General features: G+C 72.4%; 15 protein-coding genes. 13 read left to right on the forward strand and 2 right to left on the reverse strand.

The features are described 5' to 3' along the window. Window positions 1-202 precede the first annotated feature (202 nt). From AB0J71_RS33925 to AB0J71_RS33975, 11 genes are all read left to right on the forward strand, one after another. Window positions 203-1,117, forward strand: a complete 915-nt coding sequence (locus tag AB0J71_RS33925; RefSeq protein WP_364417974.1) for a 2-dehydropantoate 2-reductase N-terminal domain-containing protein — start codon at window positions 203-205, stop codon at window positions 1,115-1,117. Further along, the gene (locus AB0J71_RS33930) at window positions 1,114-1,470 is read left to right on the forward strand and encodes a metalloregulator ArsR/SmtB family transcription factor (protein ID WP_352325009.1); all 357 of its coding nucleotides are present in this window, start codon (window positions 1,114-1,116) and stop codon (window positions 1,468-1,470) included. The genes AB0J71_RS33925 and AB0J71_RS33930 overlap by 4 nt, the downstream gene beginning before the upstream one ends. Window positions 1,471-1,610: 140 nt before the next feature. After that, a complete protein-coding gene (locus AB0J71_RS33935; protein ID WP_364417976.1) occupies window positions 1,611-2,537 on the forward strand; it encodes an NAD(P)-dependent oxidoreductase in 927 nt (308 codons plus the stop codon). Beyond that, on the forward strand, window positions 2,534-2,941 hold the full coding sequence (locus AB0J71_RS33940) for a hypothetical protein (protein WP_364417978.1): 408 nt from the start codon (window positions 2,534-2,536) through the stop codon (window positions 2,939-2,941). The genes AB0J71_RS33935 and AB0J71_RS33940 overlap by 4 nt, the downstream gene beginning before the upstream one ends. Window positions 2,942-3,007: 66 nt before the next feature. Continuing rightward, window positions 3,008-3,766, forward strand: a complete 759-nt coding sequence (locus tag AB0J71_RS33945) for a hypothetical protein (protein WP_364417979.1) — start codon at window positions 3,008-3,010, stop codon at window positions 3,764-3,766. A gap of 114 nt (window positions 3,767-3,880) precedes the next feature. After that, window positions 3,881-5,959, forward strand: a complete 2,079-nt coding sequence (locus AB0J71_RS33950) for a hydantoinase/oxoprolinase family protein (protein ID WP_364417981.1) — start codon at window positions 3,881-3,883, stop codon at window positions 5,957-5,959. After that, complete coding sequence (locus AB0J71_RS33955) at window positions 5,956-7,671, forward strand: hydantoinase B/oxoprolinase family protein (RefSeq protein WP_352325003.1); 1,716 nt, start codon at window positions 5,956-5,958, stop codon at window positions 7,669-7,671. The genes AB0J71_RS33950 and AB0J71_RS33955 overlap by 4 nt, the downstream gene beginning before the upstream one ends. A gap of 37 nt (window positions 7,672-7,708) precedes the next feature. Beyond that, window positions 7,709-9,037, forward strand: a complete 1,329-nt coding sequence (locus AB0J71_RS33960; protein WP_352325002.1) for an MFS transporter — start codon at window positions 7,709-7,711, stop codon at window positions 9,035-9,037. A gap of 28 nt (window positions 9,038-9,065) precedes the next feature. Continuing rightward, the gene (locus AB0J71_RS33965; protein ID WP_364389511.1) at window positions 9,066-10,250 is read left to right on the forward strand and encodes a glycine C-acetyltransferase; all 1,185 of its coding nucleotides are present in this window, start codon (window positions 9,066-9,068) and stop codon (window positions 10,248-10,250) included. Continuing rightward, complete coding sequence (locus tag AB0J71_RS33970; protein ID WP_364417983.1) at window positions 10,247-11,068, forward strand: SDR family NAD(P)-dependent oxidoreductase; 822 nt, start codon at window positions 10,247-10,249, stop codon at window positions 11,066-11,068. Before AB0J71_RS33965 ends, AB0J71_RS33970 begins: the two co-directional genes overlap by 4 nt. Window positions 11,069-11,142: 74 nt before the next feature. Further along, window positions 11,143-12,636, forward strand: a complete 1,494-nt coding sequence (locus AB0J71_RS33975) for a CoA-acylating methylmalonate-semialdehyde dehydrogenase (protein ID WP_364418024.1) — start codon at window positions 11,143-11,145, stop codon at window positions 12,634-12,636. A gap of 106 nt (window positions 12,637-12,742) precedes the next feature. Here AB0J71_RS33975 and AB0J71_RS33980 read toward each other — a convergent pair whose 3' ends face one another. Next, window positions 12,743-13,513, reverse strand: a complete 771-nt coding sequence (locus tag AB0J71_RS33980; protein WP_352330652.1) for a GntR family transcriptional regulator — start codon at window positions 13,511-13,513, stop codon at window positions 12,743-12,745. 108 nt (window positions 13,514-13,621) lie between these two features. Here AB0J71_RS33980 and AB0J71_RS33985 point away from each other — a divergent pair, with 108 nt between their 5' ends. Further along, on the forward strand, window positions 13,622-14,785 hold the full coding sequence (locus AB0J71_RS33985; RefSeq protein ID WP_364417985.1) for a pyridoxal phosphate-dependent aminotransferase: 1,164 nt from the start codon (window positions 13,622-13,624) through the stop codon (window positions 14,783-14,785). A 126-nt stretch (window positions 14,786-14,911) separates the two neighbouring features. Further along, the gene (locus AB0J71_RS33990; protein ID WP_364417987.1) at window positions 14,912-15,316 is read left to right on the forward strand and encodes a hypothetical protein; all 405 of its coding nucleotides are present in this window, start codon (window positions 14,912-14,914) and stop codon (window positions 15,314-15,316) included. A gap of 36 nt (window positions 15,317-15,352) precedes the next feature. Here AB0J71_RS33990 and AB0J71_RS33995 read toward each other — a convergent pair whose 3' ends face one another. Beyond that, entirely contained in the window at window positions 15,353-15,673 is a 321-nt protein-coding gene (locus AB0J71_RS33995) for a hypothetical protein (protein ID WP_364417989.1), read from the reverse strand. Window positions 15,674-15,833 lie beyond the last annotated feature (160 nt).

The raw sequence follows: 15,833 nt of genomic DNA on the forward strand, positions 1-15,833 counted from the left end.
TTTGCTATATCGGTTAAGTCCAGTCCACTCGTTCTCGCGAGGCTGCATGGGGGCTGGAGATAAATCGGTATAGCGCCTCGATCATCGGCAGCCCGGGGCCCGCTGTCAAGGTGTCCGCGGCGCGGAAAGACGTCGCGCGCGCCGGAGATCTCTCCGGTGGTAGTGTTCCGTATATCCAAATATTTAGATGTATGGAGCAGTGATGACGAAGGTGCTGATTGTCGGTGCCGGCGCGCTGGGGCAGGTCTTCGGGGCGTGGCTGGCCGCGGGCGGGGCCCGGGTCAGCTATCTCGTCCGGCCGGGCCGGGAGGGCTGGGAAGGGGCTCCGGTGTACCGGCTCAGGCGGGGGCGGGCGCCGGTGACCGAGCGGATCACGCCGTACGAGGTGCGCAGCGAGCCGCCCCGCGAACAGTGGGACATGGTGTGGCTCTGCGTGGACTCCCCGGCGCTGCGCGGCGACTGGACGGGCGCGCTGCGTGCGGTGACCGGCACGGCGACGGTGGTCACCATCGGCCAGGACCCGGGCGATCTGCGCACCCTGGCCGGCGTCTGGCCGCAGGAGCAGATCGTCCAGGTGGCCCCGACGCTGCTGGCCTACCAGGCGCCGCTGGAGCGCGAGGTCCCCGCGCCGGGGGTGGCGTACTGGGTGCCGCCCGGTACGGCGACGGGCGTCACCGGAGCGCGCGCCCCGCAGGTCGTCGCCGCGCTGCGGGCCGGCGGCGTGCGGGCCAGGCGGGTGACGCGGGCCGGCACGGGAGAGCTGACCGCCGCCCGGATGATCCCCTACATCGCCGCGCTGGAGTCCTCCGGCTGGCGGCTGCCCGCGTCCGGCCCGCGGTTGCGAGGGGCAGCCGCGGCCGTCCGGGAGGCCGTCGCGGTGGTCCGCGCCCAGCACGGGCTGCGCGCTCCCGTCCCCGTTCCGTCCTGGGCCGTGGGCCTGGCGTTGCGCGTGCTGCCCCGGCTGCTCCCGTTCGACCTGCGCCGCTACCTGGAGACCCACTTCACGAAGGTGAGCGCGCAGACCCGCCTGATGCTGGACGGCTGGATCGCCGAAGGGTCCGCCAGGGCGCTGCCGGTCGGCCGCCTGTCCGCCGTGCGCGACTCGCTGCCCGCATGAGCGGCTCGATCGAGGCCCGGGACGTCCTCGCGCTGTTCGCCCGGACCCGGCCGCTGTTCACCGCCCTCGGGGACGAGCGCAGGCAGGAGATCGTCGTCCACCTGCTGGAGTCCGCGGCCCCGCGCAGCGTCGGCGACATCGCCGCGCACCTGGAGCTGTCCCAGCCCGCCACCTCCCACCACCTCAAGATCCTGCGCGACGCGGGTCTGCTGACGGTACGGCGCAAGGGCACCCTGCGCCTGTACGACCTCGACGCCGACGCCTATCCGGAGCTGCTGACCCCCATGCGCGACCTCATCACGTTGATCATCTCGTGCGCCTCCGGCCCCGGAGAGCAGCCGGACGGTCAGTAGCGGCCGGCAACCGCCCGCGCGCCTTCCCGTCCCGGTCTGTCACATCGGGAGCGGCTGTCCCGTCCTCGCAGTGCTGTCCATCCAGCTGAGGAGGTCTCCGTGACACACCCCCACGGGCGACGGGCGAAGGAGCAGGGGCGATGAAGGTACTGCTGGCCGGGGCGACCGGCGCGATCGGGATTCCGCTGCTGTCGGCGCTGGCCGCGGCGGGGCACGAGGTGGTCGCCGTCGTCCGCGATCCCGCCAGACGGCGGCTCGTCACCGACCGCGGCGCGCACGCCGTCGTCGCCGACGTGCTCGACCGGGACGCGCTGCTGCGCGCGCTCGACGGGCACGCCGCCGACGTCGTCATGCACCAGGCCACGGCGCTGCGCGGCGCCTCGCGCAGACTGCGCCCCGACGACCCCACCCTCGCCCTGCGCGACCGCGGGACCGCGCACCTGCTGGACGCCGCGCGGGCCGTCGGCGCGCGCCGGTTCGTCACCCAGTCGCTGATCACCGGGTACGGCTACCGCGACCACGGCGACCGCGTGCTGACCGAGGACGACGAGTTCGGCGTGCACGTCGGCACCGTCGCCGACCTGGTGACCGACTCCAGCGTGGCGACCGAGAGCCAGGTGTTCGCCGCCGAGGGCATCGAGGGCATCGCCCTGCGCTACGGCATGTTCTACGGCAGGAACGCCTTCAGCGACCTGTTCGCCGACCTGATGCGCAAACGGGCGCCCGTGCTGCCGCGCGGCCGGACGGGCACCACCTCCTTCGTCCACGTGGACGACGCCGCGGCGGCCGCGGTCGCGGCCCTGGAACGCGGCGCCGCGGGGCAGGCGTACAACATCGTGGACGACCGGCCGATGAGCTGGCGCGACTTCCTGACCGCGGTCGCCCGCGCGCACGGCACGCCGCGTCCCGTCGTGATCCCGAGATGGCTGGTCAGGCTGACCGTGCCGTACCTGGGCTGCCTGCTGATGGACACCACGATGCGGGTCTCGCACGCCAAGGCCACCCGCGACCTGGGCTGGACCCCGGTGCACCCGAGCGTTCCCGACGGACTGGAGGACATGCGATGACGAACGGCTACAGCAGGCCTGCCAGGATCTTCGTCCAGGCGGCCGTGGCGGTCGGCGCGCTGACGATGCTGGGCTTCGGCGTGTGGATGCGCCTGGACCCGGCGGGGTTCGCGGTCTTCGCCCGCTTCCCCGATCACGTGCACTTCCTGCACGACGCCGGGGTCTTCCAGATCGGCATCGGGCTGATGATGCTGAGCGCGCTGGTGTGGCGCGACGTGCTGTCGGTCGTGCTGGTCGGGTTCCTCGTCGCCAACACGCTGCACGTGGTGAACCACGCGGCCGACCTGGACCTCGGCGGCAATCCGGACAACTGGTGGCAGCTCGCCCTCCTCTCGCTGCTGACGCTGGCCGGCCTCGTGGTGCACCGCAGGCAGCTCAGCCGCCGGTCACGGGCGCAGAGGTAGGTCATGGGCGGTGGGTGTCCGATAGCTTGCGACAATCCGCGTGACATGACATGAGGAGTGTTCAGCGTGACATCCGAGACGAACCCGGCGGCTGACTCCAGCGAGTGGGAGGCCGCGCTGGCCGCTGCGTTCGAGATCCTGCTCGGTGGAGGGCCGGCCGTGGACCCTGCCGCCAGGTACGGCGTGTACTACGCCTCGGACACCTTCGACGAGTTCCTGTTCCCGAACGACTGGGCCACCGCCGACGCCCTGTCGGGCCGGGAGGCGGGGCACCTCCCGGATCCGGATGGTGCACACCCCTTCTCGCCCTGGACGTGGCGGTTCGACCTGGGCGGGTCGTTGTTCTGGTTCGACCCCGATCTGCTGGCGGGAACAGGGTCGTGGGGCGAGGACGGGCACAAGGGCCCCCGGCCGTTCGGCGACGCCTTCGTGACCGACCTGCGGGCCGTGTCCGCGGTCGACGAAGCCGATGAAGCCGGTGAGGTGCTGGTGCGCGGCGCGCAGTTGGGGCCGCTCCTGAGCCGCCACGGCGTCGATCTGACCGGCGGGGAGTGCGAGAAACTGAACGGCTGGCTGACCGTGCTGCTGCGTGTCGCCACCGACGGCACCCTCACCGACGCGATGCGGGCCGCCACGTTCACCGAACGTGGCCCCGGCCACCTGGTGTCCGTCTCCGACCTGCGGTACGCCCGCTCCGCCGTGCAGCCCTGGGAAGGGCGGCTGGGCGCGGTCACGCATTCCGCGCTCCGCGACCATCTGCGCATGCTCTGTCTCGCCAAGGACGACGCGCGCAGCCAAGGGTGGGACCAGCCGGAATCACGCTGACGACCTAGGCAAGTCATATCACCTGACTCATATAAAAATGACAACTAGGCATTGCTGATATCTCAACCCACTCGTACTGTGATCCCAGTCGCTCCGTAGAACGAAGGAGATCCAGTGCCCCCCAGTCACGATCCTCGACCGGCCGGCTGGCGAGTCGGCGCCGACATCGGCGGCACCTTCACCGACGTCATCGCGCTGGGGCCGGACGGCGAGGTCGTCCCCATGAAGGTGCTGTCCACCCCGCCCGACTACGGCGCCGGCGTGGTGGCGGCGACCACCGGCGTGCTCTCCCTGGCCGGGGCCCGGCCCGAGGCCGTGGTCGCGATGCTGCACGGCACGACCGTCGCCACCAACGCGATCCTGTCGATGAACGGCGTGCGCACCGCGGTGGTCACCACCCGCGGCTTCCGCGACGTGCTGGAGATCGGGCGGCTGCGCCGGCCGGTGCTCTACGACCTGTCATGGTCCAAGCCCGAACCCCTCGCCCGGCGACGCGACCGGCACGAACTCGACCAGCGGATCACGGCCGACGGCCGGCTCGCCCCACCGGCCGGCGAGGACGAGATCCGCGCCCTGGCCGGACGCCTGCGCGCGGACGGCATCGAAGCGGTGGCCGTGTGCCTGATCAACTCCTACGTACGCCCGGACGAGGAACGGCGGGTCGCCGCGCTGCTGCGAGCCGAACTGCCCGGCGTGTACGTCACGGCGTCGGTCGACGTCTCCCCACAGCCGCACGAGTTTGAACGCACGAGCACCGCCACGGTCAACGCCTACGTCGGCCCCACCGTGCACGGATACCTCACCCGGCTCGAAGCGGGGCTGCGCTCGGCGAAGGTGCGCGCGCCCCTGCTGGTCATGCAGTCCAGCGGCGGACTGCTCGACGCGGCCTCCGTCGCGCGACGGCCGGTGCAGATCATCGAGTCCGGTCCGGCGGCCGGCGTGACCGCCGTGCAGAAGCTCGCCCAGCTGATGGGCCTGTCCACGGTGGTCGCGTTCGACATGGGCGGGACCACGGCGAAGGCGTCCCTGATCGAGCACGGTGAGCCGTTCGTCTCGGCCGACTACGAGGTCGGCGGCGGCATGAACGGCGCCCGCGGTCTCAGTTCCGGCGCCGGGTACCCGGTGCGGGCGCCGTCGATCGACATCGCCGAGGTCGGCTCCGGCGGCGGCAGCGTCATCTCCGTCGACGCGGCGGGCGCCCTGCACGTGGGGCCCGTCAGCGCCGGCTCGCGTCCCGGGCCCGCCTGCTACGGCCAGGGCGGCGAGCTGCCGACCCTGACCGACGCCAACGTGACGCTCGGCTACCTCAGCCCCGACGCGCTGGCCGGCGGCCGGGTGGCGATCCACCCCGAGCTGGCCGCGAAGGCGTTGTCGGCGGTGGCCGAGCAGCTCGGCGACGACGTGGCGGGCGCCGCGCGCGGCGCGTACCAGGTGGCCGTGTCGAGCATGACGACCGCGGTCAAGGCGGTGACCAGCGAACGAGGGCGTGACCCGCGGGAGGCCACCATGGTCGCCTTCGGCGGCGCGGGCCCCCTGTATGCCGCCGCGCTGGCCCGCGAGCTGGGGATCTCGACCGTGATCGTGCCCGTGCATCCGGGACTGTTCAGCAGCCTGGGCCTGCTCGTGGCCGACACCGAACGCCAGGAGCTCACCCCGTACCGGGCCGGCCTCGCCGACGTGGGCGCGCTCGCCGCGGAGTTCGCGCGGCTGTCCGCCCTCGTACGCGACCAGCTGGGCGCCGACGCCGTCGTGGACCGGCTCCTGGACATGCGCTACCGCGGCCAGCGATTCGAGCTGCGGATCCGGGTGCCCGACGGCGACCTCACCGAGGACCTGCTCGCCGAGACGCGGTCCCGCTTCCACGCCGAGCACCGGCGCACCTACGGCCGGGCCGGCACGGACGAGCTGGTGGAGCTGGTCAACCTCCGGGTACGCGGCCGGCTCCCCACCCCGGTGTCCATCGCGGACGTGCTGAGCCTGCCCCTCGCCCCCGGCGGCGAGCCCGCCGTCCGCGCGTGCCGGTTCGAGCGGACCATGCCCACGCCCGTCGTGGGCCGGTCGGATCTCGGCCCGGAACCGGTCGAGGGACCAATGGTCGTCGAGGACATGGACGCCACCACCCTCGTCCCGCCCGGCGCCCGGGTGCACCTCGACCGGCTCAACAACATCGTCATCACCTGGAGCGCCTCATGATCCGCGACGCCGTGACCTTCGAGGTCTTCCGCAACGCCGTCACCGGGATCGCCGACGAGATGGCGATCACGATCCTGCGCACGGCTCACTCGCAGCTCGTGGCGTCCAGCATGGACTTCTCCGCCGCCCTGTGCGACGCGCACGGCCGGGTGATCGCCCAGGCCAACACCCTGCCGGTGCACCTCGGGTCCATCCCGGACGCGATGGAGGCGATCCTCGACGAGTTCGGCGACCGGATCCGTCCGGGAGACGTCTACCTGCTCAACGACCCGTCCCTGGGCGGCATGCACCTGCCCGACATCTTCGCGGTCGCCCCGGTGTTCGCCGGAGCGGACCTCCTGGGCTTCGCGGTCACGGTCGTCAACCACACCGACGTCGGCGGGTGGGCCGCCGGTTCGATGGCCGTGCAGTCGACCAGCATCTTCGCCGAAGGCGTGCAGATCCCGCCGTCGTGCCTCGTCGAGGCCGGCACGGTGAACGAGACGTTCCTGCGGCTGATCCTGCGCAACGTCCGCGAGCCCGAGCTGCTGCGCGGCGACCTCGAATCGCAGCTCGCGGCCTGCCACACCGGGGCCGAGGGGCTGCGCGCGCTCGCGGCGCGGCACGGCGTCCACGGGCTCGCCGCCCTCGTCGACGAGTTGCTCGACTACTCCGAGACCCTGCTGCGCGCCGCGCTCGCCGAGGCCGTCCCGGGCGCCTACGAGTTCCTCGACCACATCGACGACGACGGCCTCGGGTCCGGGCCGATCCCGATCCGGGTCAAGGTCACGCTGTCCGGGTCGGGGATCGAGCTCGACTTCACCGGCTCCTCGCCGCAGGTGGACTCCGCGCTCAACGCGACGGCCTCCTTCACCCGCTCCGCCGCCTACGCCGCCCTGCAGGGCGTGCTCGCCTCCGACATCCCGGCCAACAGCGGCTTCTACCGGCCGTTCAGTTTCGTCATCCCGGAAGCCTCCATCCTCAACGGCCGGCGGCCGGCCGCGCGCGGCGCCCGCGGGCTCGTCGGCTTCCGGATCATCGACGCCGTCCTCGGGGCGCTCGCCCCGGTGTTCCCCGCCCGGGTGCCGGCCGCCGGGGAAGGCGGGCCCGACGGGATCGCGATCGGCCTCGTCGGGCCGGACGGGGAGTCCATGGTGTTGTGGGACCCGCTGGCGGGGGCGTGGGGCGCGCGTCCCGACCGCGACGGCGTCGACGGGATCAGCTCCCTGGGCGCGAACCTGACCAACACGCCGGTCGAGGAGCTGGAACGCTCCGGCCACCTCCGCATCGACGGTTACGGCTACCTCCCCGACAGCGGCGGAGCGGGCCGCTGGCGCGGTGGCCTGGCGACCTTCCGCGACATGACGCTGCTGGCGGCCGAGGCCAAGGTGCAGATCAGGTCCGACCGGCGCAGGTTCCTGCCGTACGGGCTGGCCGGCGGCGCACCGGGAACCCCCTCGCTCAACGTGCTCGACCCCGGCGGTCCCGGTGAACGGGTGCTGGAGTCCAAACCGCACTTCGAGATGACCGCGGGAACCCGCCACCGGCACGTGACCGCCGGCGGCGGCGGGCACGGCGTCCCCTTCGAACGTATCCCCGAACTGGTCCTCGAAGACGTCCTCGACGGCAAGGTGACCCACGAGGGAGCCGAACGGGACTACGGCGTCGTGATCACCGCGGACGGCGTGATCGACAGGGACGCCACCGCCAGGCTGCGAGGCCGGGCGCGCTGAAGCCGCTGCACACCCCCCACACCGATTGGAACCCCCCATGAGTTCACCCGTCGCGACACCACCGAGCACCGTCTCACCACGCACCTGGCGCAAGGTGGGCGTCCGGATCATGCCCCTGGTCGGCCTCGCCTACGTGGCGAGTTACATCGACCGCGCGAACGTCGGTTACATCGCCGCGCCCATGTCCCGTGACCTGGGCCTCGGCAGCGGCCAGATCGGCCTGGCCGCCGGGCTGTTCTTCATCGGCTACGTCCTGTTCGAAGTGCCGAGCAACATGATGCTCAGCCGGTTCGGCGCGCGGAAGTGGATCGCCCGCATCATGATCACGTGGGGGCTGGTCACGGCGGCGACCGCGGCCGTGAACTCCCCGGCCACGCTGTTCGCCGCGCGGCTCCTGCTCGGGTTCGCCGAAGCCGGTCTGGCCGCCGGGATCCTGCTCTACCTGACGTTCTGGTTCCCGCGCCGCCAGCGTTCCTGGGCGCTGTCGGCCTTCATCGTGATGATCCCGCTGTCCTCGATCATCGGCTCTCCGCTGGCCGCCGCGCTGCTGGAGTGGGGCCAGAGCCTGTTCGGCGTCGCGGGCTGGCGGGCGCTGTTCCTCGTCGAGGGCATCCTGACGGTCGTCGTCAGTGTCCTGATCTTCGTCTTCCTGCCGAACCGCCCGGCCGACGCGCGCTGGCTCGACGACGAGGAGAAGGCCGCCATCGAGAACCTCCTGGCCGCCGAAGCCGCCGAACAGCGCGCCCGCGGGGCGCTCACCGGGCTGCGCCAGGCGCTGACCAGCGGCCGGGTGTGGGCGATGGCCGTGACGTGGTTCGCGATCGCGTTCGGGCTCTACCCGCTGCAGTTCTTCCTGCCCACGATGATCAGGTCCATCACGCAGAGCGTCGGCGACTCCGCCGACGTCAGCAGCGTGCTGCTGTCCGCGATCCCCTACGTGGTGGCCGCGGTCGCCCTGCTGACCTGGGCTCGCCTCGCCGCGCGCTGGACGGCGGTCACGGCCACGGCCGTACCGATGGCCCTCGGCGCGGCGGGGCTGCTGCTGGCGACCTTCACCAGCAGCGGCACGCTGTTCGTGCTCGCCGTCTGCCTGAGCGTCGCCGGGATCATCACCGCGATGCCGCAGTTCTGGCGGATCCCGGCGATCGGCCTGACCGAGGCGGCCGCCGCCTCCGGCATCGCCCTGATCAACTCCGTCAGCAACGTCAGCGGATTCATCGGTCCGTACTTCACCGGGACGATCGCGTCCGCGACCGGCAGCTTCACCTACGCGCTGCTGGCCATCGCGATCATCATGGTCGCCGGGCTGGCCGTCCTGCTCACCGCGGGACGCCGGATGGAGCGGCTGGACGGGAGCCTGTCATGACCGCCGCCGACCGGCAGGGAGGCAGGGCGTGAACGCCGCGCTGCTGAACCGGCTCCGCGCCGAGCTCGACGGACGCCGGGCGACCACCGGGCTGCGCCGCGACCTCGTGGTCTCGGGCGCCCAGGGGCCGGCGCTCGGCGTGGCGGGGGAGTGGCTGGTCAACTTCGCCTCCAACGACTACCTCGGGCTCGCCGGCGACCCGGAGGTCCTGGACGCGGCCCGGCGGGCGCTGCGCGAGACGGGGCTCGGGGTGGCGGCGGGCCGAGTGCTCTGCGGCACCCGGGCCGTCCACGGCGAGCTGGAGGCGGGCATCGCCGAGCTGGTCGGCGCCGAGGACGCCGTGCTCCACAACTCCTGCTTCGACGCGAACCTCGGCCTCTTCGACGCCCTGCTCGGCCCGCAGGACGTCGTCCTCAGCGACGCGCTCAACCACGCCAGCCTGATCGACGGCATCCGCCTCACGCGGGCCCGGCGGCGCGTCTTCGCCCACGCCGACCTCGACGAGCTCGAACGCCACCTCGCCGAGTCCGCCGGCGCGCGGCACCGCCTCATCGTCACCGACGGCGTCTTCAGCATGGACGGCGACGTCGCCGCGCTGCCCCGGCTCTGCGAGCTGGCCGAACGCCACGACGCGGTGCTCGTGGTGGACGACTCGCACGCCACGGGGGTGCTGGGCCCGACCGGCGGAGGCACCCCCGAGCACTTCGGGCTGAAGGGACGCGTCGACGTGCTGACGGGGACGCTCGGCAAGGCACTGGGCGGCGCGGCCGGCGGCTTCGTCGCGGGCGACCGCGCGCTGGTCGAGACGCTGCGCCAGGTCTCGCGGCCCTACATCTTCACCAACGCCATGGCCCCCGCGCTGGCCGCGGCGGCGCTGGCGGCGATCCGCATCGCACGGCGGCGTCCGGATCTGCGGGAACGCCTGGCCGCCAACACCGCCTGGCTGCGCCGGGCGTTGCGCGACCTCGGCTACGAGGTGCCGCCAGGGGAGCATCCGATCATCCCCGTGATGCTGCGCGGCGGCACGCTGGCCCGCGACGTGGCGGCGGCGCTGCGCCGCGAGGGCGTCCTCGCCTTCGCGCTCTCCCACCCGGTCGTCCCGGCCGGCGAGGAGCGGATCAGGGTGCAGGTCTCGGCCGCGCACACCGCCGGCCAGCTCGAACGGGCCGCAGCCGCCTTCGGCCGCGCGCGTGCCGTCCTGGCCGGCTCATGAGCACGGCCGACGGACTGCGGGCGCCGACCAGCGCCGACGGACTGCGGGCGCCGACCAGCGCCGACGGCAGTGAGCTGGCGGGCCGGGTCGCGATCGTGACCGGCGGGGCCAGTGGCATGGGCCTGGCCGCGGCCCACGCGCTGGCCCGCCGCGGCGCGACCGTCGCCGTGTTCGACCTGGCCGCGCCCGGCCCCGCCGAGCTGGCGGCGACGCTGGCCGTGCCGGCGGACCGCGTCCGGTCGCTCGCGGTGGACGTCACGGACGGCGACCAGGTCCAAAGGGCGTTCGCCGCGCTGCTGGAGGCGCGGTCGCGGCTCGACATCCTGGTCAACGCCGCGGGCGTCGCACCGCCGACCCCGTTCGAGGAGATCACCCGGGCCGAGTGGAACCAGGTGCTGGCGGTCAACGTGCTCGGGACGGTCCTGTGCTGCCAGCAGGCGCTTCCCGCGATGCGCGCCCGAGGCTGGGGCCGCATCGTCAACTTCTCCTCCACCGCCGGCAAGACCATCAGCACCGCGGGCGGCGCCCACTACACGACGGCGAAGCACGGCGTCCTCGGGCTCACCCGGCACCTGGCGAAGGACTGCGGCCCCGACGGCATCACGGTGAACGCCGTCTGCCCGGGACTCATCGACACCCCGATGGCCCGCGCGCTGCTGCCCGGAGAGGCACTCGAACACGCCACCCGGTCGTTCCCGGTGCCCCGCGCCGGGCAGCCCTGGGAGGTCGCCGAGCTCGTCGCCTTCCTCGCCTCGGACCGCGCCGCGTACATCACCGGGGCGGCCATCGACATCAACGGCGGCGACCTGATCGTCTGACGCGGCGCCGCCGAACACCCGCAACCAGCACCCCACGAGAAGGTGAGCTTTCTGTGAGCACAGGGACAGTCAGGATGATCCGGCACCGGATCAACGGCCGCGAGACCGCCGGCCGGTCCAGCCGCACCGCCCCGGTATGGAACCCCGCGACCGGCACGCACCAGGCCGACGTGCTGCTGGCCGAGCCCGACGACGTCGACGCCGCCGTGCGGGCCGCGCGGGCCGCCCTGCCGGCCTGGGCCGACACCTCGGTCATGCGGCGGTCGCGCTTGATGTTCGCCTTCCGCGAGCTGGTCGACAAGCACCTCGACGACCTCGCGCGGCTGGTCTCCGCCGAGCACGGCAAGGTCCTCGACGACGCCAGAGGCGAGCTCGTCCGCGGCCTGGAGGTGATCGACTTCGCCTGCGGGATCCCGCACCTGCTCAAGGGCGAGTACTCCGACCAGGTCTCGACCGACGTCGACCTGTTCTCCTTCCGGCAGCCGCTCGGCGTCTGCGCCGGGATCACGCCGTTCAACTTTCCCGCCATGGTCCCGCTGTGGATGCATCCGATCGCGATCGCGACCGGCAACACGTTCGTGCTCAAGCCCTCCGAACGCGACCCGTCGGCGGCCAACCTCATCGCCGACCTCTACGCCGAAGCCGGTCTGCCCGACGGCGTCTTCAACGTCGTCCACGGGGACAAGGTCGCGGTCGACGCGATCCTCGACCACCCGGACATCGCCGGCGTGTCGTTCGTCGGCTCGACGCCGGTCGCGCGGTACGTGTACGAGCGCGCGACCGCGGGCGGCAAGCGCGTCCAGGCGCTCGGCGGCGCCAAGAACCACGCCGTCGTGCTGCCCGACGCCGACCTCGACCACGCCGCCGATCATCTGGTGGCGGCCGGGTACGGCTCGGCGGGCCAGCGCTGCATGGCGATCTCGGTCGCCGTCGCGGTGGGCGACGTGGCCGGGCCGCTCGTCGAGCTGATGCGCGAGAAGGCGCAGGCGATCAAGGTCGGGCCGGGACTGGAGGCCGGGTCCGAGATGGGGCCGGTCGTGTCGGCGGAGGCGCTCGACCGGATCAGGGGTTACATCGACTCCGGCGTCGCCGCGGGCGCCGACCTGGTCGTCGACGGGCGCAAGCTCGACCTCGGGGGCGACGGCTTCTTCGTCGGGCCGACGCTGTTCGATCACGTCACGCCCGACATGGACGTCTACCGCGACGAGATCTTCGGCCCGGTGCTCGTCGTCGTGCGGGTCGGCTCGCTGGAGGAGGCGATCGGCCTGATCAACGGCAACAACCTGGCCAACGGCACGGCGATCTTCACCAGGGACGGCCATGCGGCGCGCCTCTTCCAGCGTTCCGTCCAGGTCGGGATGATCGGCGTCAACGTGCCGATCCCGGTGCCCATGGCGTTCCACTCGTTCGGCGGCTGGAAGCAGTCGCTGTTCGGCGCCCACCACATGCACGGCCCTGAGGGCGTCGCCTTCTACACGCGCGCGAAGGCCGTCACCAGCCGGTGGCCGGAGGAGAGGGAGGACGGCCCGCGCCACCGCGGCGACCTCTCCTTCCCGACGGCGGTCTGACCGGACGGCCCGGCCTCGCGCCGCACCCCGCGGGCCCGGTCGGACGGCCTCGCCTCCGACCGGCCACGCGCCGCACCTCGCAGGCCCGGCCCCCGCCCGGCGCCGGCTAGGCCGGCGGGCGCGAGGCGGGCAGCTCGATGTGCGCCCTGCTCACCGAGGTGCTCTTCGCCAGAACCTGCAGCAGGTCGCGGCGCACGCGTTCGCACCGGGCGCGCATCGCGTCCCGGGCGGCGTCCGCGTCACGCGCGCGCAGCCCCTCGTAGACGGCCCCCAGCTCGCCGGGCGGGCTCGCGATGCCGGGATCGATCAACGCGGCCATGCGCAGAACCCGTTCCAGCTCGTCGAGCACGTCGACGATCGCCTTGCCGAGGCGCGGGTTGCCGCTGAAGTTGGCGATGATGCCCTCGAACTCGATGCCGGCGCGGAGCGACTCCTCCTGTTCCACCTCGCCCGCCGCAAGCGCGATGGGCACCTTGGACAGCGCTTCGAGCCGTTCGAGCGCCGGCGCCGTGACGCCGAGGCGCGCCGCGGCGGCGGCCGCCTCGCCGGACAGCAGCGTCCGCAGGGCGCACAGGGCGTCGGTGTCCTGCAGCGTGATCGGGCTGACGACGTAGCCCGCGCGCGGAAGCGCGGTCACGAGCCCGTCGCGCCGCAACCGGGCCAGCGCCTCGCGCACCGGCGTCTTGCTGATGCGCCATTGCTCGGCGAGCGACGTCTCGGTGAAACTGCTGCCGGGCGACAGCGTCAGGTCGATGATCTGGCGGCGGATCGCCCGATATGCCTGACTGGTGCGGTCGAGGCCGGTCTCGTCCGTGCCGACCAGCAGCAGCGCGGGGATGTGCGGGGTTCCGCTGACCACACCATGAATGTCGGACATCGCGCCAGGATACCAATTCACAGCGTTGATACAGCAGCTCGGTCGTCGGGAACTGGATAGAGATATCTATTCTTGTTGTTGATATCTCAGTGTGCGATGCTTCGTCCCATGCAGCGAAACTCCTGGTCCCTTCCCGCCGCGAGCGACTTCCCGGCGCTGGGGGCGATGAGCACCCGCGCCCGCGCGGAGCGCAGCGCCCGCGACGGCGTGCGGATGCTCCCGCTCGCGGGCGCCCCGATCCTGCCCATGCCCGAGCACGTACGGCGGGCGGTGGCGGGCGCGATGGACCTGCCCGATCCGCGCGACACCCGCGGCCTGCCGGAACTGCGCGCCGCGATAGCCGCCGAACTGGAGCGCGAGCACGGCCTGCGCGTCGATCCCGAGCGCCGCCTGCTGATCACCCACGGAGCGATGCAGGGGCTCTCCCTCGTGCTGCGCACGGTGCTCGCGCCGGGCGACGAGGTGATCGTGCCGACCCCCACCTACTTCTTCGACGGCGCCGTCCGCGAGGCCGGCGCGACGCCCGTCGGCGTCCCGTCCCGCGAGAGCGACGGCTGGGCGCTCGACCTGGCCGGTCTGGAGGCCGCCGTCACGAGCCGCAGCCGGGCCGTGCTGCTGTGCAATCCGACCAACCCGACGGGCTATCTCCCTGACGCCGCCACCCTCGCGGCCGTGGTCGACCTCGCCGCCCGCCACGGGCTCCTCGTCATCTCCGACGACTCATGGCAGCACTTCACCTACGACGGCCACCGCTACCACCCGGTGGAGGCGTACGCCGACCGCTGGCCGCACCTGGTCACCGTCACCAGCCTCAGCAAGTACTACGCGCTGGCCAGCTGGCGGCTCGGCTACGTCCTGGCGCCGCCACCGGTCATCGACGCGCTCAACCGCCGCTTCGAGTGGGAGGCGGTGTGCTGCGGAGCGGTTCCCCAGCGGGCCGCGGTCGCCGCCCTGACCGGCCCGCGCGACTGGCTCGACCGGGCGCTCTCCACCTACCAGGCCAAGCGCGACCTCGTCTGCGACGGCATCGCCGCGAGCGGCCTCCCCGGGCCCGTCCGGCCCATGGGCGGCGCCTTCCTGCTCGCCGACTGCTCACGCCTCGGCGAGACCCCGGCCGCCATCGACCACGCGCTCCTGCGGCACGGCATCGCGACCGTACGCGGCGCCGACATGCACGGTCCCGACACGCATGTCCGCATCACGTTCGGCTCCGACGAGCGAACGCTCACCGAGCTGATCCGCGGCCTCGAACGGGCCCTCCGGGCGTCCTGACGCCCTGGGGCATGCCGGTCTTGTTGCGTTTTTGCGGCAAATTTCGGCAGTCGGTCACCAGGTCGACAATGAAGGGAGATCATGGCATCAGCCTCGGGGAACAGGTCGATCTGCTGAAGGAGACCGATGAACGAGCGAATCCTGCCGTTACCCGCCGTACTGCGCGCCGCGCGAACCGTCATGTGCATTCAGGTGGTCCTGGTGGCCCTGAGTCTCATCGTCTTGGTGACGGGCCTCGTGGAGGCGGCGCTCGTCGGGATACTGCTGATCCCCGTCCTGATCTATGTCCTGATCGGCGTGACCATCGGCCTGGTCGTGGCCAGGATGAGGTCGCGCCGGCCGTGGGTCCGCTGGACCGGAGTGGCCGTCGAGGCGGTCCTGGCGGCCACCCAGCTCTGGGGAATGATCAGCGGCCCGAGCATCGGGGGCGTCGCCGGCCTCGTGCTGGCCGGGGGCGTGCTCTACTGCCTCCTGTCGCCGCCCTCGACCGCCTGGTTCACGCCCGCGGCCCAGGCGACAGCGGCTCGTTGACACCCGCCCCCGGTAGGGGGTCGAAGGCGCGCGCCTCTAGCCGAACTTGACGAAGGTCGGGAAGGGGGCGGTGAAGGTCTCGAAGTTGCGGGAGCCGACGAATCCGGCGAAGACGGTGCAGTTGCTGTTGGTGTACAGGGTGGCGTCGGCGTCGGTGTCGTTGTGGGCGTTGCGGGCGCCGCCGGAGATCGGCAGGCAGGCGCCGTTGGGCGTCGGGATGTTGAGGGTGGTCTCCTGTCCGTTGCTGGCCCTGGTGTAGAAGAACGTGCCGGTGGCGGCGTGGGCGGAGACGGGGAGCGACGCCGCGACCAGCGTGGTGGCCAGGGCGCTCAAAGCGAAGGCGGGAAGACGTGTCATGCCTCCAGGTTATACGTAGAGTAAATAAGCGACAACTCTAAGTAACAAGGAAGTTCCGGGGGTTCCTCCCGAGAGGCGGCACCCGGGTGCGTCCGCTGCGCGGCCGGTCATGACTCCTGTCATGTGCAGCCGATGACAGCCGGGACTGACCGCGGAACCG

The sequence above is a fragment of the Nonomuraea sp. NPDC049637 genome (assembly GCF_040675235.1).
Lineage (GTDB): Bacteria > Actinomycetota > Actinomycetes > Streptosporangiales > Streptosporangiaceae > Nonomuraea.

Bases quoted from the DNA above. Each gene is read 5' to 3' on its own strand.
- AB0J71_RS33925 (WP_364417974.1), top strand. From the start codon at position 203: ATGACGAAGGTGCTGATTGTCGGTGCCGGCGCGCTGGGGCAGGTCTTC.
- AB0J71_RS33930 (WP_352325009.1), top strand. From the start codon at position 1,114: ATGAGCGGCTCGATCGAGGCCCGGGACGTCCTCGCGCTGTTCGCCCGG.
- AB0J71_RS33935 (WP_364417976.1), top strand. From the start codon at position 1,611: ATGAAGGTACTGCTGGCCGGGGCGACCGGCGCGATCGGGATTCCGCTG.
- AB0J71_RS33940 (WP_364417978.1), top strand. From the start codon at position 2,534: ATGACGAACGGCTACAGCAGGCCTGCCAGGATCTTCGTCCAGGCGGCC.
- AB0J71_RS33955 (WP_352325003.1), top strand. From the start codon at position 5,956: ATGATCCGCGACGCCGTGACCTTCGAGGTCTTCCGCAACGCCGTCACC.
- AB0J71_RS33960 (WP_352325002.1), top strand. From the start codon at position 7,709: ATGAGTTCACCCGTCGCGACACCACCGAGCACCGTCTCACCACGCACC.
- AB0J71_RS33970 (WP_364417983.1), top strand. From the start codon at position 10,247: ATGAGCACGGCCGACGGACTGCGGGCGCCGACCAGCGCCGACGGACTG.
- AB0J71_RS33975 (WP_364418024.1), top strand. From the start codon at position 11,143: ATGATCCGGCACCGGATCAACGGCCGCGAGACCGCCGGCCGGTCCAGC.
- AB0J71_RS33980 (WP_352330652.1), bottom strand. From the start codon at position 13,513: ATGTCCGACATTCATGGTGTGGTCAGCGGAACCCCGCACATCCCCGCG.
- AB0J71_RS33985 (WP_364417985.1), top strand. From the start codon at position 13,622: ATGCAGCGAAACTCCTGGTCCCTTCCCGCCGCGAGCGACTTCCCGGCG.
- AB0J71_RS33990 (WP_364417987.1), top strand. From the start codon at position 14,912: ATGAACGAGCGAATCCTGCCGTTACCCGCCGTACTGCGCGCCGCGCGA.
- AB0J71_RS33995 (WP_364417989.1), bottom strand. From the start codon at position 15,673: ATGACACGTCTTCCCGCCTTCGCTTTGAGCGCCCTGGCCACCACGCTG.